At 62.5% G+C, this 20,180-nt stretch carries 20 protein-coding genes; 5 read left to right on the top strand and 15 right to left on the bottom strand.

Features of this window, described 5'->3' with window-relative positions; all coding sequences use genetic code 11:
• Positions 1-290: 290 nt before the first annotated feature.
• Positions 291-2,531: a DUF6044 family protein gene (locus tag MAIT1_RS02780; RefSeq protein ID WP_085440536.1), complete on the top strand. Its 2,241-nt coding sequence runs from the start codon at positions 291-293 to the stop codon at positions 2,529-2,531.
• Between the two features lie 144 nt (positions 2,532-2,675).
• Here MAIT1_RS02780 and MAIT1_RS02775 read toward each other — a convergent pair whose 3' ends face one another.
• The 7 genes from MAIT1_RS02775 to coaBC all read right to left on the bottom strand — a co-directional run bounded on the left by MAIT1_RS02775 (position 2,676) and on the right by coaBC (position 7,885).
• On the bottom strand, positions 2,676-2,909 hold the full coding sequence (locus MAIT1_RS02775) for a sulfurtransferase TusA family protein (RefSeq protein WP_085440534.1): 234 nt from the start codon (positions 2,907-2,909) through the stop codon (positions 2,676-2,678).
• 282 nt (positions 2,910-3,191) lie between these two features.
• A complete protein-coding gene (locus tag MAIT1_RS02770) occupies positions 3,192-3,788 on the bottom strand; it encodes a ThiF family adenylyltransferase (protein WP_143814615.1) in 597 nt (198 codons plus the stop codon).
• Positions 3,789-3,797: 9 nt separating this feature from the next.
• Positions 3,798-4,730 (bottom strand): cysteine synthase A, encoded by a 933-nt coding sequence (gene cysK, locus MAIT1_RS02765; RefSeq protein WP_085440530.1) that lies wholly within the window; start codon positions 4,728-4,730, stop codon positions 3,798-3,800.
• A gap of 15 nt (positions 4,731-4,745) precedes the next feature.
• Positions 4,746-5,453, bottom strand: a complete 708-nt coding sequence (locus tag MAIT1_RS02760; RefSeq protein ID WP_085440528.1) for a HesA/MoeB/ThiF family protein — start codon at positions 5,451-5,453, stop codon at positions 4,746-4,748.
• Positions 5,454-5,470: 17 nt separating this feature from the next.
• A complete protein-coding gene (locus tag MAIT1_RS02755; protein WP_085440527.1) occupies positions 5,471-5,932 on the bottom strand; it encodes an RrF2 family transcriptional regulator in 462 nt (153 codons plus the stop codon).
• 188 nt (positions 5,933-6,120) lie between these two features.
• Complete coding sequence (gene dut / locus MAIT1_RS02750) at positions 6,121-6,585, bottom strand: dUTP diphosphatase (protein WP_085440525.1); 465 nt, start codon at positions 6,583-6,585, stop codon at positions 6,121-6,123.
• A gap of 85 nt (positions 6,586-6,670) precedes the next feature.
• Positions 6,671-7,885, bottom strand: coding sequence for a bifunctional phosphopantothenoylcysteine decarboxylase/phosphopantothenate--cysteine ligase CoaBC (coaBC, locus tag MAIT1_RS02745; protein ID WP_085440523.1), 1,215 nt, complete (start codon positions 7,883-7,885; stop codon positions 6,671-6,673).
• Between the two features lie 213 nt (positions 7,886-8,098).
• On the opposite strand from coaBC, the gene queF reads away from it, so the two are divergent.
• The 4 genes from queF to MAIT1_RS02725 are packed head-to-tail and all read left to right on the top strand — an operon-like array spanning position 8,099 to position 10,962.
• The gene (gene queF / locus MAIT1_RS02740; protein WP_085440521.1) at positions 8,099-8,470 is read left to right on the top strand and encodes a preQ(1) synthase; all 372 of its coding nucleotides are present in this window, start codon (positions 8,099-8,101) and stop codon (positions 8,468-8,470) included.
• 13 nt (positions 8,471-8,483) lie between these two features.
• Positions 8,484-9,620 carry a DNA cytosine methyltransferase gene (locus MAIT1_RS02735; RefSeq protein ID WP_198947780.1) on the top strand — a complete coding sequence of 379 codons (1,137 nt, stop codon included), beginning with the start codon at positions 8,484-8,486 and terminating at the stop codon, positions 9,618-9,620.
• Positions 9,617-10,543, top strand: coding sequence for a DUF4928 family protein (locus tag MAIT1_RS02730; RefSeq protein WP_085440519.1), 927 nt, complete (start codon positions 9,617-9,619; stop codon positions 10,541-10,543). Before MAIT1_RS02735 ends, MAIT1_RS02730 begins: the two co-directional genes overlap by 4 nt.
• Complete coding sequence (locus MAIT1_RS02725; RefSeq protein ID WP_085440517.1) at positions 10,540-10,962, top strand: very short patch repair endonuclease; 423 nt, start codon at positions 10,540-10,542, stop codon at positions 10,960-10,962. Before MAIT1_RS02730 ends, MAIT1_RS02725 begins: the two co-directional genes overlap by 4 nt.
• On the opposite strand, the gene MAIT1_RS02720 is transcribed toward MAIT1_RS02725, so the two are convergent.
• From MAIT1_RS02720 to galU, 8 genes are all read right to left on the bottom strand, one after another.
• The gene (locus MAIT1_RS02720) at positions 10,954-12,636 is read right to left on the bottom strand and encodes a hypothetical protein (RefSeq protein WP_085440515.1); all 1,683 of its coding nucleotides are present in this window, start codon (positions 12,634-12,636) and stop codon (positions 10,954-10,956) included. The two genes, MAIT1_RS02725 and MAIT1_RS02720, sit on opposite strands and share 9 nt — an antisense overlap.
• A 213-nt stretch (positions 12,637-12,849) precedes the next feature.
• Positions 12,850-13,647 carry an RMD1 family protein gene (locus MAIT1_RS02715; protein WP_085440513.1) on the bottom strand — a complete coding sequence of 266 codons (798 nt, stop codon included), beginning with the start codon at positions 13,645-13,647 and terminating at the stop codon, positions 12,850-12,852.
• A 105-nt stretch (positions 13,648-13,752) separates the two neighbouring features.
• On the bottom strand, positions 13,753-14,229 hold the full coding sequence (locus tag MAIT1_RS02710; RefSeq protein ID WP_158089271.1) for a protein tyrosine phosphatase family protein: 477 nt from the start codon (positions 14,227-14,229) through the stop codon (positions 13,753-13,755).
• Between the two features lie 168 nt (positions 14,230-14,397).
• Positions 14,398-15,198 (bottom strand): thermonuclease family protein, encoded by an 801-nt coding sequence (locus MAIT1_RS02705; protein WP_085440509.1) that lies wholly within the window; start codon positions 15,196-15,198, stop codon positions 14,398-14,400.
• Between the two features lie 6 nt (positions 15,199-15,204).
• Entirely contained in the window at positions 15,205-16,143 is a 939-nt protein-coding gene (locus tag MAIT1_RS02700) for a dihydroorotate dehydrogenase (RefSeq protein WP_085440507.1), read from the bottom strand.
• A gap of 241 nt (positions 16,144-16,384) precedes the next feature.
• On the bottom strand, positions 16,385-17,788 hold the full coding sequence (locus MAIT1_RS02695; protein ID WP_085440505.1) for a phosphomannomutase/phosphoglucomutase: 1,404 nt from the start codon (positions 17,786-17,788) through the stop codon (positions 16,385-16,387).
• Positions 17,788-19,104 (bottom strand): UDP-glucose dehydrogenase family protein, encoded by a 1,317-nt coding sequence (locus MAIT1_RS02690; RefSeq protein ID WP_085440504.1) that lies wholly within the window; start codon positions 19,102-19,104, stop codon positions 17,788-17,790. Before MAIT1_RS02690 ends, MAIT1_RS02695 begins: the two co-directional genes overlap by 1 nt.
• A gap of 144 nt (positions 19,105-19,248) precedes the next feature.
• A complete protein-coding gene (galU, locus tag MAIT1_RS02685; RefSeq protein ID WP_085441206.1) occupies positions 19,249-20,121 on the bottom strand; it encodes a UTP--glucose-1-phosphate uridylyltransferase GalU in 873 nt (290 codons plus the stop codon).
• Between the last annotated feature and the right edge of the window lie 59 nt (positions 20,122-20,180).

The following is a 20,180-nucleotide window of genomic DNA, read 5'->3' as shown; positions in this document are numbered from 1 at the left end:
TATCTCCAAATAGTGTTTTGGCGAATGGTGCGCAGGAAGAGAAACAAGCGGCGACATCCATCAAGATGGGTGGGGTGATGTTCAGAAAACAGCATTGTCGTCGGCGCCGTGGCGCGATACAAACTTCAAGCCATTCATGATGCGCAAACCCATTGAAAATGCGCTTTTCCGCCCCGGCGTGGCGCGCGATGATTGCGGTTTGCGCCAACGCACGAGGCCACGTTAAACCCCATTGATATTGGCGTCAAGCGCAGCGTGTGCGCCTGCTTGACCAACAGAGAGCGCTCCCTATGCGCATTGTGTTTATCCTGCTCGGCTGCGCGCTGGTCGTTAGCGCCCCTTACTGGCTGTTTTGGCCACAGTCGGCCATTCCCTTGGGTGACGCCGCAGACAGCAATATTCCCTACCATGTCTGGAAAGGAGCCCTGTTGGCGCATGGGGAGATCCCCCTTTGGCACGGCGTCAAAATGGCTGGGTCGGATCAGTTGGCGCAGGAGGGCTCCCTCAATCTGGCGGATCTGCTATTCGCCGCCCTGCCCACGACCTTCGCCTACCCCCTGCATGAGCTGCTCTATCTATTGTCCGCCATGGGCTTCGCCTATCTGCTGCTGCGCCGCCGCATCCGCTGCGAGCCGCTGTTGGCGATAGGGCTGGCGGGCGCTTATGGGGTGCTCGTCTCGGGTCTGAATAATCTCTACTACAACGATTTCTTCGCCGTGCTGCCGGCGGCGGCGGGGTTGCTGGCCGCACTCTCCGAACGCTTGGCTGACGGAGCGGTCTCCACACGCCGCGCAGCGCTATTGAGTCTCCTTGGCGGGCTGGTTTTCGGCGCGCTGTTTGTCAGTCCCACCACCACGCTGGTCCCCGGCTACTGGTTCCTACTGCTCTACCTGTTTGTGTTCGAGCGCCAATATCACCGTCACGCCATCACGGTATTTGCGCTTTTCTGCGGCGCCAGCGTTCTGCCCATGCTGCCGCATCTGATCTCTCTACTGAACAACCTACCGCTGTCATCACGCGCCGCCCATGAAGCGCAGGGAGAGACGATTTCGCTACTGGGCCACATGGCGCAGAACCAGTGGTCCGCCCTCATCGCGGCGCTCATCAGCAACCTGAAATTCGGCTACTGGAACACCCTCTCCTTTATTCAGGAGTTGCCGCGCTTTGCGGTCAAATCGCGCCCTCTGCTGTCGCAGGAGGCGCTGACGACTTTTGGCGCGCTGCTCACCGGCGGCATGCTGGCGGGCATGGCGGGCGGGGCTTATCGTATGCGCGGCTGGCGCCGTTTGCGCCGTCCCGTCATGGATAGCGTGTTCCTGTTTCTGGTGGTTGCGCCGCTGCTGTTCAGCGCTCTGGTTCTCTATCTGTTCCCGCTCCATGCGCTCTCGGCGTTTCGCTTTTTGCGCTTTCTGTTCCCGTTCAATCTGGCGCTGATTGTGGTGGCGGGACGCCATCTGTCGCGGGCGCTGGACGACCCGCCTGAAGCGCGCGGCGTGACCCGATTGGCCTGGGCGCGGCGGGGCTTTGTCGCCGCCCTGGCGCTGGTTGCCCTGTGGGGCGGGGCCGAACGGTACGCCATCAAAGAGTTCAAGCAGAGCGCCGCTTATGGGACCATGCAGGAGATTCTGGACAACCCCAGCCTGCGCCGTTTCTTCGACGCCGCCAACGCCCAGGCGCGCCAACCCTATCGGGTGGAGGCCTTCCCCCTGCTGCTGCACCCGGCCTTCGTCAACAGCCTGGGGATGGAGACCTTTGGCGGCTACTCGGCGATGCACACGGCGCGCTTCAACGACTACTGGGCGCAGACCACTCGCGCGTTGAATTCACCCCAGGCTGACTTTATACATGGCGTCCATAAGAGCTATCTCTACCCCATCATGGGATTGGACGCCCTGTGGCGCCGCGCCTCTTTCCAACCGCTCAAGCCTTATGCGCTGGCCCACAGCGCCAACGCCATCCTATTGGGATTGGGCAATGTGCGTTATGTGCTGTCGCGCTATCCGCTCAGCGATCCCCACTTGCAACTGCGGGAGACCACGCCCTATCTGCAACCGCCCACGCCGGGACGCGCGTGGCTTGCCAATCGGTTACTGGATTTCGATCTTCCTCGCCTGGAAACGCTCTACATCTATGCGCTGGATACCTTCCAACCGCGTTTTCGCGGGGTGTTTGCGCAGCGGACATATGCAACTCAGGAGAATGTCTTGACGGCGCTGGGGCATGCCCCGGAGAAGATGTTGCAGGAGGTGGCGCTGCTCAAAGCCGGGGACGCCCCCGCCGACCTCAAGCTGGAATCAGGAGCTGTGGCGAACGTCACGGTGTTGCGCTATTCGCCGAATAGAATCGAGCTGGATCTGGAGTTTAGCGGCGCGGGGATTCTACTGGCGGCGCAAGCGTTTCATCCGGGTTGGCGCGGTCGACTGGACGGAGCTCCGGTGGCGCTGTTCCCGGTGGATCACCTCTTCACCGGCGCGGCGATCCCGGCGGGAAGACATCGCCTGACGCTGACCTATCGTCCACTGGGTCTCTAGGGCCTGTTAACACTACCCGGATTTTCGTTCCTGGCTAGGCGAAATTCGATGAGAAAGCGGAGCGTACATCAAGTACGTGAGCATTTCGAATCGTATTTCAACGACGCCAGGGGCGAAAAGACGGGGAGTGTTAACAGGCCCTAACTACGCCCGACGAGCGCTGAGGAGATAAGCCCCCGTCCCATCCTCCGCAGGCGGGCTGACCAACTCAAAGCCCTGCTCCAGCAGAGAACGCGGCACATTGTGCAACGGCTCGCCATCGCTCAGACGCACCTGCAGGACACTGCCCGGCGGCAGACTCTCCAGTTTGAGCTTCACCTTAACGAAAGTCATGGGGCAGTGGTCGGCGGTGATATCGAGAAAGGCGTCGTCGGACATGGGGATCTCAGAAGCGTACCTACAGAGAAACGACAGAAAGAGCGTTCCGCTTGGAATCGTTAGGTTTTTGAAGTGAAAAGTGGGGCGCTATAAGATATCGAGGGCTTTGCCCTCGAGCTCCCAAAGGTCAAAAGCCAAACCGTGGGGCGCCGCCCCACGCCCCGCTGGGGTCGCAGACCCCAGACCCCGCCGCCGACCTGTCGGCGGCCAATAGTCAGCACTCGCGGCGCCGACGTCACGCAAACATTGGCCGTTCTGTGCAGTTTTGAATTCGCAACGCTATCAGGCAGTCAGATTCATCCACACGCCGCTGGCCGGGTCGAACTGCCGCGCCCCCAACAGCGGCTCGCCTACGCCCAATAGCGCCTTGCACGCCTCGGTGGCGATCACCGCGCCCAGCGTCCCGGCGGCGGCGCGCTCCCAAGTGGGCGCCAGCGGCGTTGCGCGCAGAGCGGCGTCATACAACGGCTCTGGCGCCATTTCACCGTTACGCCCTAACAGCACACCACAACCCAAGCTGGCAAAACGCCAGCGCGAGCGTCCCGCCTCCTGACGATCCCAAGCGCACAGTTCGGCCAGACTCACGCCACAAACCAGCAGCAGGTCCGCCGCCTGCTCACCATCGGCATGCAAGGTGGCGCGGGCATCCTCATTGACGCCATTGAGCATCGCCAGATCCCAGTGGGTCGCGCCGGGCGCCGGCGTCAGCGCCACCGCGCCCACCCCCGCAGCCAACAGCGCCGTTGCCGCCTCATGTCCAGCCACGCCGCCGCCATAAATGGCCACCCGCGCCGTCAGCAGACGCTCCTGACCGCCGCCGCCCACCTCTTTGAGAAGAATCTGGCGACTGTAGCGATCAATGCGCGCCGCGTCCAACATGGCGGACAATCACAAACCGCCAAACAGTTCGGTGGAGAGATAGCGCTCGGCAAAACTGGGCAGAATCACCACCACGCGCTTGCCCGCATACTCGGGACGCTTGCCCAACTCCAGGGCCGCGCGCACCGCCGCGCCCGAAGAGATGCCACAGGCGATGCCCTCTTCCCGCGCCATGCGGCGGGCGATCTCAAACGCGCACTCATTGCCCACCCGCACCACATCGTCGACCAGATCGCGATCCATCACACGGGGGATGAACCCGGCGCCGATGCCCTGAATCTTGTGCGGTCCGGGCATGCCGCCAGAGAGCACCGGCGACTCCTCCGGCTCCACCGCGACGATGCGGATATCCTTGTTGCGCTGCTTAAGCACCCGACCGATGCCGGTGAGCGATCCGCCGGTGCCCACGCCGCACACCAGAGCGTCCATCTTGCCCTCGGTGTCGGCCCAGATCTCCTCGGCGGTGGTCTTCTCATGGGCGCGGGGGTTGGAGTCGTTGTCGAACTGATTGGGCATGTAGGCCTTGGGCGCGCTTTTGACGATCTCATGGGCCTTGTCGATAGCGCCCTTCATGCCGTCGAGAGCGGGCGTCAGCACCACCTGCGCGCCCAGCAGAGCAAACAGCTTCTGCCGTTCAATGGACATGGATTCCGGCATGGTAAGGATCAACTGATAGCCGCGTTGCGCCGCCACAAAGGCCAGCGCAATGCCAGTGTTGCCCGAGGTGGGCTCCACAATGAGGGTATCGCGATCGATCAACCCCGCCTCTTCGGCCTCTTCGATCATCGCCAGACCGATGCGGTCCTTGACCGAACTCATGGGGTTGAAATACTCCAGTTTGGCCAGAATCTCCACATTCAGGCCCTCGGCGATGCGGTGCAGACGCACCAGCGGCGTATGGCCGATGGTCTCGGTGATGTTATCGTAGATTCTGCCGCTCATATGGGTTGCGCCCCTTCAAATGGTTCCGCTTACGCCACAACCGGGACAGTCGCCACGGCGCGGCGCTGGCGCAATGCGCCGTTTGCCGGATAGCATGTTGATGGTCAACAGACCGTTCTCCACCGCCTGGCCCTGCCCACTGAGCGCCTTGTACGCCTCAATGGCCATCAGCCAACCGATCTCCGCCACCGCCGGCCCCATCACCCCGGCGCCGGCGCAGGTGGGGCCCTCGTCACTGGGCGGGCCGCCAAACAGACAGCGCAAACAGGCGCTGCGCCCCGGCGTGATGCGCATCACCTGCCCCATCCACCCCACCACCGCGCCATGAACGAGGGGAATCCCCAGCGCCACAGCGGCGTCATTGGCGGCAAAACGGGTGGTAAAATTATCGGATCCATCTATGAGCAGACGCGCCCCGCGCGCCCACTGTCGTATCTGTTCAACATCGCTCAGACGGATGCGCGCCGCCTGCGCGCGCAACGTCCCGCCACTGACGCGCTGCGCCAGCGTCTCGGCCTTGCCTGCGCCCACATCGCCGCTGCGGTAGGCGGTCTGCCGCGGCAGATTGGAGCGCTCGATATCGTCGTCATCCACAATCAGCACGCGCGCATCCACCGCCATGCGCTGCAGCGCCTGCGCCGTGGCCGAGCCCAACCCGCCCGCGCCGATCAGAACGGCGTCATAGGCGAGCGAATCGCTCTGCTGCGCAATGAACGCGGACATAAGCCAATGCGCGCGAATTAAATGGTGTAGGTGATGCGGTTGTAGACCTCGCTGGGCACGCCGTTACGGAACGCCCGGGTGGTCAACTCCTCCACCGTGATCTCATCCATCATCACCAGGATCTGCTCCTGGAATTCGGTCCACAACGGGCGAATCACCGCCTGACCGATGGGGCCGGTGGCCACATCCGAGGGCAACCCGGACTCCTCGCCATCGCCCACCTCCATGGCCACGCGGGCGATATCGCCCACGGTGATCTTGGCGCGCTCGCGCGCCAGCAGATAGCCGCCGCGCGGGCCGCGAATCCCCTTGAGGATGCCCGCTTTCACCAGACGCTGCATCACCTGCTCCAGATAGCGCTGGGGCACCCCCTGACGGCTGGTCACCTCGCGAATCTGCACCGGCTCGCCACCGGAGTTATAGGCGATATCCACCACCGCTTCGATGGCGTACAGCAATTTCTTGGAGAACTTCAACACCGCTTCTCTCCTGAAAGACGCACTTGTGGGCGATCCGCCCCGATCATCCCCGCGCGTCCAACGCCTTACCGCTTTTCGTCAGCGCCTGCGTCCAACGCAGCCGACCGACCCGTCGCCATGCAATCGGGCCACGCCCCCGCTTGCATGCCGCTATGGAAAACCTAACTGAATGCTAAACTCAAGAAACCCTACCGCACCCCGGTATGGCCGTAGCCGCCGCGACCGCGACCGCTGCTCTCCAGCGTCGGCACAATCTCCCAACGCGCCTGACACATGGGCGAAATCACCATCTGCGCAATGCGATCGCCGCGCTCGATGGTAAACGGCTGATCGCCCAGATTGATCAGCAGCACGCCCACTTCGCCGCGATAGTCCGCATCCACCGTGCCCGGCGCATTCAACACAGTCACCCCGTGCTTGAGCGCCAGCCCCGAGCGCGGACGAATCTGCGCCTCATAGCCGGGCTCCATCTGCATGGCGAAGCCGGTCGGGATCAGCTTGCGCTCGCCAGGGAACAGTTTGACCGAGTCCGACACCGCCGCGCGCAGATCCATGCCGGCGGCGAATTTGCTCGCATAGGCGGGCGGCTCCAGATCCTGACCATGCGGCATTGCCGAAAACGCAACACTGACGCGGGTAACCGAAAGCGGCATGGGAACTCCCCTTTTCCAGTCCTATTGGTTGCTCAAATCACACAAACAGGGAGGGCGAAATAGGCCTTCCCAAACCCTCAACGCGTTATGCGGCGTCCCAACGCTGCGCCAGAGCCAGCAACAGCTTCTCGGCCAACGTCTCCTTGTCCATCTCCGGCCAAGCCTGCGGCTCGGCTCCCGGCGCCAACAGCGTAATGCGGTTACGCTCGGAGCCAAAGCCGATGCGCGTATCCGACACATCGTTGGCCGCCAGTAGGTCACACCCTTTGCGCGCCAACTTGGCCTGCGCATTGGCCAACAGATCGTCGGTCTCAGCGGCAAACCCCATCACCACCTGGCCTGGGCGGCGCGCAGCGCAGACGGCGGCGAGGATATCCGGGTTGCGCGTCAGTTCCAGGGTCATGCGTTCCTGCCCCGGCTGTTTCTTAATCTTCGACGTCGGCGCCGACTCAGGACGGAAATCCGCCACCGCCGCCGTCATCACCGCCGCATCGCAGCGCGGCCACAGCGCCAGACACGCCGCCTGCATCTTCTCGGCGCAGGTCACCGCCGTCATCTGCGCCCCCAGCACCGGCGGCAGACTCACCGGACCATGCACCAACTCCGCTTCGGCGCCCAAGCGCAGCGCCGCCTGGGCGATGGCGAAACCCATACGCCCGGAAGAGTGATTGCTCACATAGCGCACCGGATCCACCGCCTCGCGGGTGGGCCCGGCGGTAATCAGAATCCGTCGTCCAGCCAGGGGCTTGTCGCTCAACGCCCGGCGCGCCGCCTCGAGAATATCCAGCGGCTCGGCCATGCGCCCCACGCCGCTCTCGCCACACGCCAACGCGCCGCTGGTCGGCCCCGCCAGCAGATAGCCATCGGCCACCACCTGCGCCACGTTGCGCTGGGTGGCCGGATTCTCCCACATGCCCGCGTTCATAGCGGGCGCCAGCAGCGTCGGCCCACGCCGCGCCAGCAGCATGGCGGTCAGCAGATCGTCAGCCAATCCATTCGCCAGCCGCGCCAGCGTATGCGCCGTGATCGGCGCCACAACCACCAGATCGGCCTCGCGGGCCAATCGAATATGTCCCATCTCGCGCTCTTGGGTGAGCGACATCAACTCCGTGTGCACCGGCGCTTCGGCCAGCGCGCCCAGGGTCAGCGGCGTCACAAACTCCAGCGCGCTGTGTGTGGCCACCACCGCGCTGATGGTCGCGCCCGCATCGCGCAGACGGCGGATCAGATCCAACGTCTTATACGCGGCGATGCCGCCGCAAACCCCCACCACGATGCGTCTATTGCGCCAGAATCCCAACGGATTCCTCCCCTGCTGTTTTTTCAGCGTCTGATTATCCACTGATTTTTGTGTATGTCAATCAGTTTGCCGAATAGTTTTTACGATTTTTTGCGTAATTTAGCCGGACAAACCCCCAACCGCCCCACCGCCTTTGACAAACGCCCGCTGCGGAAGGTAAAGAGAGTGGCTGACACACCCCCGTTTCCCCCTGTTAAAGAGAGAGTCGTCGCCATGACCAGCCCCGCCTCGGTGGAGAATCAAGCCGCCCTGCTGGAGACCTTCCCCAATCCCAATCCCGAACGGGACTATGAGATCGACATGCAGTGCCCGGAGTTCACCTGCGTCTGCCCCAAAACCGGCCAGCCCGATTTTGCCGACATCCGCATCATCTACACCCCGGACCAGACCTGTGTGGAATTGAAGTCTCTGAAGCTCTACCTGTGGAGCTACCGCGATCGCGGCGCTTTCCATGAGAAGGTGACCAACCAGATTCTCAACGATCTGGTGGCGGCCACGTCGCCGCGTCAGATGACGGTGGAAGGGGCGTTCAAAGTGCGCGGCGGCATCACCACCACGGTGACCGTGCGCTACCCTGACAAGTGACGTTGGCCGCACGGTGAGCGCTGCGGCGCCAACCTTTCTGGAGTTTTTCTGCGGCGGCGGCATGGCGCGGGCGGGGCTGGGCGATGGCTGGCGCTGTCTGCTGGCCAATGACATCGACCCCAAGAAAGCCGCCAGCTACGCCGAGAACTGGGGCGATGAGACGCTTATCGTCGATGACGTGCGCGCCATCGACCCCGCGCGCATCCCGACCCGGGCGGACTTGGCGTGGGCGTCGTTTCCGTGTCAGGACCTCTCTTTGGCGGGCCTGGGCGGCGGACTCCAGGCCGAGCGCTCCGGCAGCTTCTGGCCGTTTTATAATCTGATGACGGCGCTGCATGGCCAGAAGCGCGCGCCGCGCCTGATCGTGCTGGAGAACGTCTGCGGCGCCCTCACCTCCCATGGCGGGCGGGATTTTCAAGCCATTGGCAAGGCCCTCCACGCGCTGGGATACGCCTTTGGCGCGCTGGTGATGGACGCCATCCACTTTGTGCCGCAGTCGCGTCCGCGCCTGTTCATCGTCGCCGCCGCGGGTGATGTCATAACGCCGAAAAGCGTGTTGGAGACGGGGCCGAACCCCTTATGGCACAGCGCCTCCTTGATTACTGCGCACAATAAATTGCACGCTGAATTGAAAGCGGTATGGCGCTGGTGGCGCGTGCCCGCCCCGTCTGCGCCGCCGCCGCCGCTGTCGGCGATTCTGCAGGATCCCCCCACCGGGGTGACGTGGGATGCGCCAGAGAAAACCGCCAAACTCATCGCCCAGATGAGCGACGTCAATCGCGCCAAACTCAAACAGATGCAGCAAGCCGGTCATCCGGTGGCGCGCACCCTCTATCGCCGCACCCGCCCCGACGCCGATGGCGGTCGCCATGTGCGAACGGAGATTCGTCAGGATGATGTGGCCGGCTGCCTGCGCACCCCGGCAGGAGGCTCCAGCCGCCAAACCCTGCTCATTGCCGATGGCGACAAGGTGCGCACCCGCCTGCTCTCACCCCGCGAGACCGCGCGTCTGATGGGGCTGCCCGACAGCTACCGCCTGCCTGCGCGTTATAATGACGCCTACCATCTCACCGGCGACGGCCTGGTGGCGCCGCTGATTCGCCATCTGGCGGCGCATCTGCTGGAGCCGCTGCTCTCCAACACGCCATGAGCGACGCCCTGCACGCCGCTCTGACCCAATTCGCCCAGGAGAAGCGCTTTCGCGGCAAGGGGCCGCTGGCGCTGGCGCTGGTGGTGACCCAGCACGCGCGCAAACTGGGCCTGCCATTGGATCCCGAGGCCCTGAAAACCGACGGCGGCGGACAGGTGTTGGGATTGGGACGCGGCGCGGTGCAGGCGATTCTGGCGCGTCACGACATCACCCGCGTGTTGGCTGCGGAGGGCGGGCGCACCAGTCGCGGCAGCCTGGGACGCATGCTCGACTACGTGCAGTTTCTCAACAGCCTGCCCGCACCGGACCTGGACGCGGTGGAGGCGTTTTGGATCGCACGGGTGCGGGAGTTCTTTGCCGGCAAACCGTTCAAACTGCGCATGGACCCGGCCCAGAGCCTGCGCGCCTGGGTCGCTGGGCTATTGGAGCAAGCCCGCGCGCGGCAGAAAGAGAGCGGCGGAACCCACTATCTGGGCGCGGTGCTGCAACACCTCACTGGCGCCATTATCGCCAGCCACCTGCCCGATCCTGAAAGTTTGCATCACCACAGCTTCTCCACCTCTGACGCCCAGAGCGGGCGCGCCGGGGATTTTCTCATCGGCGGCATCGCCATCCATGTCACCACCACCCCCTCCGAAGCGGTGATGGCGCGTTGTCGGGAGAATTGCGACGCCGGATTGCGCCCGCTACTCATCACCCTGCCGGAGAAGCTCGCCCTGGCCGAGGGGTTGGCCGACAACGCCGCCCTGCGCCAACGTCTGGATATCTGGGACATCGAGCAGTTCTGCGCCATCTGCGTCACCCTACTCAGCGGTTTCAACGCCGCCAGCGCCGCCGCCTCCGTGACCCAAATCGCATCACGCTATAACGCCATCATCGACGCCGTGGAGACCGACCCCAGCCTCAAGATCGACGTCGCATGACCACTCCGACGCGCAGCGCGACCATGCGCGCGGTGCGCGGCAAGAACACCAAGCCGGAGATTCAGCTCCGCCGCCTCGTGCATGGCTTAGGCGTACGCTATCGCCTACATCGCAAAGGTCTGCCCGGCAAGCCGGATCTATCCAACGCCGCGCGCAAATGGGCGATCTTCATGCATGGCTGTTTCTGGCATGGCCACAGCTGCAAACGCGGCGCGCGCATACCCAAGGAGAACCGCGAATATTGGCAACAGAAGATTGGCGGCAACATCGCCCGCGATGCGCGGCATCTGGCCGAATATGACGCCATGGGCTGGCGCGTGCTGGTGGTGTGGGAGTGTGAACTGAAAGCGGAGACTCAACTGACGGCGCGTCTTGCCGCTTTCCTGGCGGCGGACAAGTCGCTGACAAAACTACTGTAGATGTTCAATCCGCCAGATGGAGACCGCGCCAGCCTTGCCCTTATAGGCGTCCGGTCCCCACAACTTTTTCTGTAGCATGCGATATTGCTGCATCTCATCTTCAAACAGATAGAGCGGGTAGATCTCAAAATAGGGCGACTCATGCGCAAGGACCAGACGCACACGGTTCTGCCGCGCATTGAAGTCGGCGATCAGTTTATCCACATCCTCAATGGTCCCGGCCAATTTATTCATGACCCGCGGCCCGGTCAGAAAGTAACGCACCTCGCGCAAGTCAGCCAGTTCATCCAGAGAGTCAAGAAAGATGAATTTCTGAATGTTATTGGAATGCCTGAGCGGATCCACCAGATCGGTCGGCTTGAGATAGTCATCTTCCAGGACCTGTTGCAGAAGCTCGTAATGGCCATACAGATCTTGATCGAGCATGGCGACCATCTCATCCGGCGCGGTCAACTCCTGCATATCCTGAGAAAATTGGTGGAACGCCGTATGTTGCTCCTGGATTCGCACCCCGGCTTCGACCAGATGGATCGCCATCAAGGCCGCCAAAAAATGGGGGAAATAGCGTTTGGCGCCGAATTTCTGCTGAAGAATCAGCAGTAGCCCCAACAAAATCATCGGGTAGACGATATAGTACGAACGCGGAAACTGGACGCTGTGACGAACTTCGATCAGGAAGATCCCGACAAAGCTGACCAATAGCAGCGCCTTGGGAAGATCGAATGTTCTCTCCCCCAGCTTTCTGCGCGCCAGCGCCGTCAAAGCATACGCCAAGCCGCCTGTAACGAAGGCCCACGCCGTCCAGGACGCGTACTTCAGCAGGGTCCATAAATAGAACGTATAGTAAGGCGTGACGACTGAGCCGAATTTATTATGCAGAATGGAGCGTCGGTAGTATTTGGCCAACGTGAACAACGGCCCATCCAACAGATCCTTGTTTTCACAAAACAGCACGCGATAGAGATCAAACGGCAGAAACGGCAGGATGAAACCGGCAAAGCAGGACAACCCGGCATAGATCAAGCGCCGTTTGTTGGAGAATTCGTAATAGAGAATCAAGCAGCCCGCGGCGGCGATAAAGACGATGTGCGAGGAGTTGACCAGAATGGTCATCCAGAACATGACGCCCGCCAGGAAGTAACTGGGGAGCGTGCGCCTGAGAATAAATAAAATACCGACTGTAAACAGAAAAATCGATATCGGCGTATAGCTTGGATAGTACAGATAGATCAGCGCCCAGGGGCTGACCACGGAGAGGGTGGCGGCGACAATGCCGATGGTGAGATTTCCGCCCCGATAGCCCAAGTAGCAGATGGTGAGAAACATCAGCCAGAAGCTGAAAAAGATTCCGCTGAAATAGGCGTCCCGATCCGGGAAAACATCCACGTCAAACAGCGATGCATACAACTCGCTCCAGGCGCGCACCAGGACAACAAAAACCGGACGCGCATTGTCCGGCTCCGGAAAAGTCAGAATCCGCGCCGTATAGAACGGGTCAACATACTTTTCGAACCAGCCTGCATGCTCATCGTTGAGCACGTGCTGAACATCGGTATAGAACCACGTATCCTGCGCGATATGAAGATTCCACGGCGTAACGATTTTATAGGCGACAAACGTTACCAGAGTCGCCAGAAAGAGGCTGATCACCAATCCGCGCAGAGCTTGAATCACTTGAATTATCCCCTGTGGCGCAACTTGAGCGTCGTCACCTGAATCGGCAACCTGGGAGAGAGCGCGCACTCTGATGAACTGGCGCGAAACCGTCGCTACCCGCCCGCCTGAGAATGGAGCAAAAGCCGCAGACTGAATTGAAAATCGTCACAGAAGCTATCAACCCACGTGTATCGAGTCAACCTGCCCCGCCGTTATAGAAACGCGCGCGCTTTATTTCCACCACATCTCATAAAGCGTCAGGCCGATCTCCACCACAATCAGAATGGTGATGTACCACTCCACCCGTAGCGAACTGCGCGTGTGCTGCAACTCCAGCAACAGCTCTGAGGCATGGGAGATGGTGGAGAGTTTGCGCTCCAGGGCATGATCGCGCTCGCGCAGCTCCAGCTCCTCGGCCAGCTCGTGGTGCAGCCGCTCCAATTCGGGATGCTCCCACAGTGAATCGGGCCGTTCGCTCACCGCCGCGCGCCCCACGGTGCGCTGTTCAGCCAGCAGCACATCGCCAATGTGGCGTAACAGCTCGCGACTGCCCGCGCGCACCCGTCCGCCGTGACGCAGCGCCTCGGCCATGGGCTCGATCTGCTCGAAGGCGTCCTCCACCTCGCTCTCATAGCGCTCCAGCACCACGCTCTTGGCCAGGGCGTCGGCCACCACCGCCAGGCGCGCCACATCGCCGCCCGCCAGTTGCACCGAACTGGACGGCCCCAACTGGTCCAGCGCGCCGATTACAAGCGTCATCTCCTCACGCCACGGGGTTTCGAACGATTTACGCAAAAGCGGTTGAACACGCTCGAGAAAAGCTGCTTCATCCCTCTCCTCCACGCCGAACAGCACCACCACGCCGAAGCGGAACAGCACCGCGCAGCCGCCCTCGCCCACCGGCAACATGTGACGCCCCCAACCCAGTTCGGTATCCTCGCGCTCCATCTCGCGATGCTCCAGACGCTCGCCCAGATAGAGCGCCGTCACCGGAATGCGGTCACGTTGAGGCAGGGTGGGAATGGTCATGGCAGGCAGCCTTGCAGGCAGGGAGAGGGGAGTTCCATTGGCCGCGCACATTACGCCTTTGCGCGGGGTTTCGCCATCACTTTTTGCAGGTGGGAGAGGAAATCTTCACGGGGGGTACGCAAGCCCGATCGACTCTTCGATGAACTCCTCCCAGATGGGGTCGGGCCGCCAGATCTGGGCGATGTGGGCGCACGCCTCGGGCCATGGCAGGCCCATCACCTGATAACGGTAGAGGGCAGTGAACACCGAGACCCGTTTATTGAGCGCGCAGTGAACCAGCACCGGGCGTTTGCAGCTCTGCATCACGCGATAGAAGCGTTGCAGATGGGCGGCTTCGGGGGCGTCAAAAGGGACCGGAATGGGGTGATAGTCCATACCCAGCTCGGCGACGATCTGCGCTTCGCCGGGTAGATGGGGGATCGACTCCGGCAGCGCCAGATTGATCACCGCCGCCACCCCGGCCTGGGCGGCGGCGTGCAGATCGGCGCCCATGGGCTGGCCGCTGGTGTGGAGGTCAGCGGCCAAAAGAAGATACCCCGGCAAGGAGGAGATCGATGTGGTCATCTCTGTCGAACCCAGCATCACAGAACCCCGAGAGAACCTGATGCAAACTCGGAGCAAAACTACGGGGGTGCAGGGGAATGATTCCCCTGCCGGGTCGAGGGCAGAGCCCTCGTGGGTCCAGGGCAAAGCCCTGGTGGGATCTGGGGCAAAGCCCCAGTCTCTTAACATCAGCCAAAAATCGTGAACTTACTTCTCAATAAAGGTCAACTGCAACGGATGCGAGGCCCACAGCGCCGGACCGCCCTTTTTGAGCAACCGCCCGCGCGCTTCGACCATCTTGCCTTCGAGCTTCTTCAGACTCCACCCGGCAGGCTTGAAGTGCGCCTTCCAATCCCGTTTGCGGATGAGGATGGTGAAATCCTTGCGATAGTCTTCACCGAAATTGAGATAGATGCGGTCGTTGACCCGATTGGCGCTGAGGATGCGCCCGGTGACGATGCGAAACGCGCCGATCTGCTTGCGCGCCTGCAGATGATCGATGAGCCAGTGGGCCCTCTTCCACGCGCCCAGACGCTTCTTGCGCGCGCGCTTCTCCGCCTTCATGAAGCGCTTGACGTGGGCGATGTCGGGCCAACGCACATAGGTGAGCGCCAACCCCTCGGCGACCAGAATCTCGCCCAGACTGCGCCCATCGGAGAGAATCACATGGGCCAAGCGGCGCTTGTAGTCATCGGTCTTACGCACGCCATGATGCAGGGTGACGGCTTGCCCCTCAACCAGCTCTTTGGCGCGCTCGCGGGCCCTCTCGCCAAACGGCTCGGCCGCCTCGCCCCGTTTGGCGTCGCCCAACTCCGGCGTGTCGATGCCCAGCAGACGCACTTTGACGTTATCCGTGGTGCGCAGGGTGTCGCCATCCCACACCTGTTTGACCACCACCGACTGGTCCGGCATCGACGGTTTGCCCGCAGAGGCGGCCATGGCGTTAGGAGATAACGTCAGAAGAGAGGCGATGAGCGCCGCAACAACCGGTTGCAGGCGACGCTTCATGGCCGCTCAAACCCGCAGTCCGCCGGTGAGTTCGGCGATTTGCGCCACCTGCTGTTCCGCCAGCAGTTCGCGGGTCTGCTTGAGCAGACGCTGCGGCGCCAGCGGATCGGAGAAGAGCGTGGTGCACAGCCCGGTGGCCGAAGCCCCAGCGAGGAAGAAGGCCAACACATCCTCGGCGCTCTCGCAGCCGCCCTGGCCGATGATGGGAATATTCTTCTCCCGCGCCACTTGGTAGGTCTGCCACACCTTGAGCAGCGCCACCGGCTTCACCGCCGGGCCGGAGAGCCCGCCCTGGATATTACCCAACACCGGCTTGCGGCTTTTCACGTCGATGGCCATGCCCATCAGGGTGTTGATCACCGACAGCGCGTCGGTTCCCGCCTCGATCACCCGCCGCGCCACCGCTTCGATGCTGGTGACGTTGGGCGAGAGTTTGGTGATGAGCGGTTTGCTGGTGGCGCCGCGCACCACCTCCACCACCCGCGCCGCCATCTCCGGGTCGGAGCCGAACGCCACCCCGCCCTCTTTGACATTGGGACAGGAGATGTTGATTTCGATCCCTTTGACCGGGCTGTTATCGAATACCCGCGCCACTTCGCCATACTCCTCCACCGTAGCGCCGGAGATGTTGGCGATAAGTGGGGTGTCGATCTGCGCGGTCAGACGCGGCAGAATCTCCTCCACCACCACGCGGGAGCCGGGGTTCTGCAAGCCGATGGCGTTGAGCAGGCCGCACGGCGTCTCCGCCAGACGGTGGGGGGCGTTGCCCTTGCGCGCCTCCAGGGTGGTCCCCTTCAGGCAGATGGCGCCCACGGCGTTAAAATCGAACCCCTCGATCTGTAGGAGCTCTTCGGCGAAAGCGACGCAGCCGGAGAGCAGCACAAACGGGGTGCGCATGGCGATGCCAGCGATCTCTACGGCCAGCGGATTGGCGGATTCGGTCATCACGCGCACTCTATGACAAAATTTGGAAGATTGAAGATATTGGGGCTTCGCCCCAAACCCCATGAGGGCGCTGCCCTCAACCCGCCAGGGCGCCGCCCTGGACCCGCCAGGAGGGACGCCCTCCTGGACCTCGGTGAGTTGGCTTCGGCGCAGCGCATGAACCCTTGTGCGCTTGTCTCACTCTACGCGCTCATCGCCGTTCCAACACCTGAATGTTGGCGTTATTCGGTAACGGCTGAATTTACGCCAATTCCCACTTGGGTAGCGCCACACCCTGCTGTTTCAGCAGGCCATTGAGCTCATCGGCCAGCGCATGCAAACGGTCGAAACTGTGCGCCTCCACCCGCGCCACCAAAGCCGGTTGCGTATTGGAAACCCGAATCAACCACCAGCCGTCACGGTAGTGCACCCGCAGCCCGTCGATATCCACCCGATGGTCGCCCAAATGCGCCGCCTGCGCCTTCAGGCTCTCCATCACGGCGAACTTGCGCGCGTCATCGCAATCAATGCGCAGCTCCGGGGTGGCGAACACCTCCGGTAAATCCGCCAATAGCGCCGACAGCGGCTGATCGGTGGCGGCGGCGATATTCAGCAGACGCACCATGGCGTAGAGGGCGTCATCATAGCCGTAATAGCGGTCGGCAAAGAAGAGATGGCCGCTCATCTCCCCAGCCAGCAGCGCGCCAGTCTCGCGCATTTTGGTCTTCACCAGCGAATGGCCGGTCTTCCACATCACCGCCTGCCCGCCCGCCGCATTGATGGCGTCGAACATCACGTCGGAACACTTCACATCACCCAGAATCGCCGCACCCGGGTGACGCGACAGAATCTCCCGCGAGAACAGCACCATCAGCCGATCGCCCCAGAGCACGCGGCCAGTCTCATCCAGCACGCCAATGCGATCGGCGTCGCCATCGAAGGCAATGCCCAAATCCGCGCCAATCTGCAACATGCGATTGCGCAGATCCACCAGATTCTCCGGATGGGTGGGATCGGGATGATGGTTGGGGAAGGAGCCGTCGATCTCCGGAAACAGCACCTCGCCGCTGATCCCCTGCAGGGCGTTGAGCAGCGGTTGCGCCGCCGCGCCGGAGACGCCATTGCCGCAATCGATGACGATTTTGAGCTTACGTCCGGGCTCGTGATCCGCCGCCAGACGCGCCACATAATCATCGATGATGGGGCGTTGCAGCGCCATGCCGCCGGGGGCGGTGGGCAGATCGCCGCTGTTGGCGCGTTTTTTCAACCGCTGGATGTCGTCGCCGAAGAAGGGACGCCCCGCCACGGTCATTTTCAAGCCGTTGTAATGACCAGGATTATGACTCCCGGTCACCATAATGCCGGCATCGCACTGCAGATGCGGCACGGCAAAATAGAGCGCAGGCGTGGGGACCAGCCCCACGTCCAGCACTTTGGCGCCGGATTGTTGGATTCCCCGACACAACGCCGCCGCCAAACCGGGCGAAGAGAGGCGCCCATCCCGCCCCACGGCGATGATGGGCGGCTCGCCCGCTTTGTCGCTCAGTCGCCGGGTCTCGGCGGCGAACGCCAGCCCCAACTTCTCGGCCAGCGGCTCGGAGAGTTCCGTCTCATCCGCCACGCCGCGGATGTCATAGGCGCGGAAGATGTGATCCGGCGCGTTCATCAGCGACCGACGCCCACGTAGTGGAAGCCCGCCGCCACCATGGTCGGCGGCTCGTAGATGTTGCGGAAGTCGCAGAACAGATAGCGGCCATCGGGGCGCGCTTTCATGCCCGCCTGAATGCGCTTGAGGTCGAGATTGCGGAACTGGTTCCACTCGGTGAGGATGATCACCACGTCCACCCCCTGGCACGCCTCATAGGCGTCCTGGCAGTAGACCAGATCCGGCATCTTCTCCTTGGCCTCTTCCATCCCCTCGGGGTCGTACGCGCGCACCGTGGCGCCGTCGGCGATGAGGGCGGGCAGAATGGTCAGCGCCGCCGAGTCGCGCATATCATCGGTGTTGGGCTTGAAGGTCAGCCCCAGCACGCCGATGGTGACGCCGCGCACCTGGTTGTCCAGGGCGGTGCGCACCTTGGTGGTCATGCGCTGCTTCTGCCAACGGTTGGCTTCGATAACGTTCTCCACAATGGAGATGGATTCGCCATGCTCGCGGGCGGTGCTGGCCAGAGCGGCGGTGTCTTTGGGGAAGCAGGAGCCGCCGTAACCGGGACCGGGGTGCAAGAACTTGCCGCCGATGCGACGATCCAGCCCCATCCCTTTGGAGACGTGATGCACATCCGCGCCCACCGCCTCACACAGATTGGCGATCTGGTTGATGAACATGATTTTGGTGGCCAGGAACGCGTTGGCGGCGTACTTGGTCAGCTCGGCGGTGGGGATGTTGGTGAACAGAATCGGCGTTTCGATCAGATACAAGGGGCGATACAGCTCCTTGAGAATGGCGCGCGCCTTTTCGTTCTCACAACCGATCACCACCCGGTCCGGACGCATGAAGTCCTCGATGGCGGAGCCTTCGCGCAGGAATTCGGGGTTGGAGGCCATGGCGAAGTCCGCGTCGGGATTCTCCTGACGGATGATCTCCGCCACCCGCGCGCCGGTGCCCACCGGCACGGTGGATTTGGTCACCACCACGGTGAAGCCGTCCATGTTGCGCGCCACGGTCTTGGCGGCGTCGAACACGTAGCTCAAATCCGCTGCGCCGTCGCCGCGCCGTTCGGGGGTGCCCACCGCAATGAACACCACGTCGCTCTGCTTGACGGCGGCGGCGGTGTCGGTGGTGAAGTGCAGGCGGCCAGCCTGATGGTTGCGGATCACCAGTTGATCCAGGCCCGGTTCGTAGATGGGGATCTTGCCGTTGTTGAGGCCGTCGATCTTGCCTTGGTCAAGATCCACACAGGTGACGTCAACACCGAACTCGGAGAAGCACGCGCCGGAGACCAGTCCCACATATCCGGCGCCAATAAGCGTGATGCGCATGGCGATTGCTACCGTTTTGCAAAGGGTGTGATGAAAAGGGCGCGCGCCCAAACCCCGTCACCCGGAGCATAAGGACGCCCGCCCGCCACAATGTCTTGCCACAAATCAGATAACGAACGCGCGCGCCGTCACATGGCGCCGCGCTCAGTACGCCTCCAGCAGTTGGCGCATATAGGGAATCAATTTCTCACGCAGCTCCGGGCGCTCCAGCGCCAACGCCAGATTGGCCTGTTGGAAGCCCACTTTATCGCCACAGTCGTAACGCACGCCGTCGAAACGGAAGCCGTAGATATTCTCGGTGTCCAGCAGCGCCGCCATGGCGTCGGTGAGTTGAATTTCACCGCCTGCGCCGCGCTTTTGGTTCTCCAGCAGATCGAACACCTGTGGCGTGAGGATGTAACGCCCAATGACGGCCAGATTCGACGGCGCATCGGCGGGATCGGGCTTCTCCACCATGCCTTTCACCGGCCACACGCCGCTCTGTTCGGGACCCGCATCCAGCACGCCGTATTTGGAGGTGTCCTCGCGGGGAACCTCCATCACCGCCACCATGGAGGATTGCAGCTCGGCAAAGCGTTCGGTCATCTGCTGCAGCACCGGTTTGGCGCCGTGGCACAGGTCATCGGGCAGCATCACCGCAAACGGCTCGTCGCCGACGATCTGCCGCGCGCACCACACCGCATGGCCCAACCCCAGGGGCTCCTGCTGGCGCGTGGCCACCACCGAGCCGAACTCCGGCACCATCGCCTTGGCCATGGCCAGCAGCGCATCCTTGTTACGGGCGCGCAGGGTGTGCTCGAGTTCAAACGCGTGGTCGAAGTGGTCCACCAGCAGGCTCTTGCCGCGCCCGGTGACGAAGATGATCTCTTCAATCCCGGCGGCAAAGGCCTCTTCGGCGGCGTATTGAATCAGGGGTTTGTCCACCACCGACAGCAGCTCTTTGGCGACAACTTTGGTGGCGGGCAGGAAGCGCGTGCCCAATCCCGCTACGGGGAAGACCGCTTTACGAACTTTCATCATGTGCTTTCCTTCAGAATCGTGCGGACGCCTGCGGCGTTCCGTTTGGTCTGTCGTTC

Source organism: Magnetofaba australis IT-1 (assembly GCF_002109495.1).
In the GTDB taxonomy this organism is placed as follows: Bacteria; Pseudomonadota; Magnetococcia; order Magnetococcales; family Magnetococcaceae; genus Magnetofaba; species Magnetofaba australis.
The sequence above is the reverse complement of the archived record's forward strand: the minus strand, read 5'-3'. Positions and strand labels throughout refer to the sequence as shown.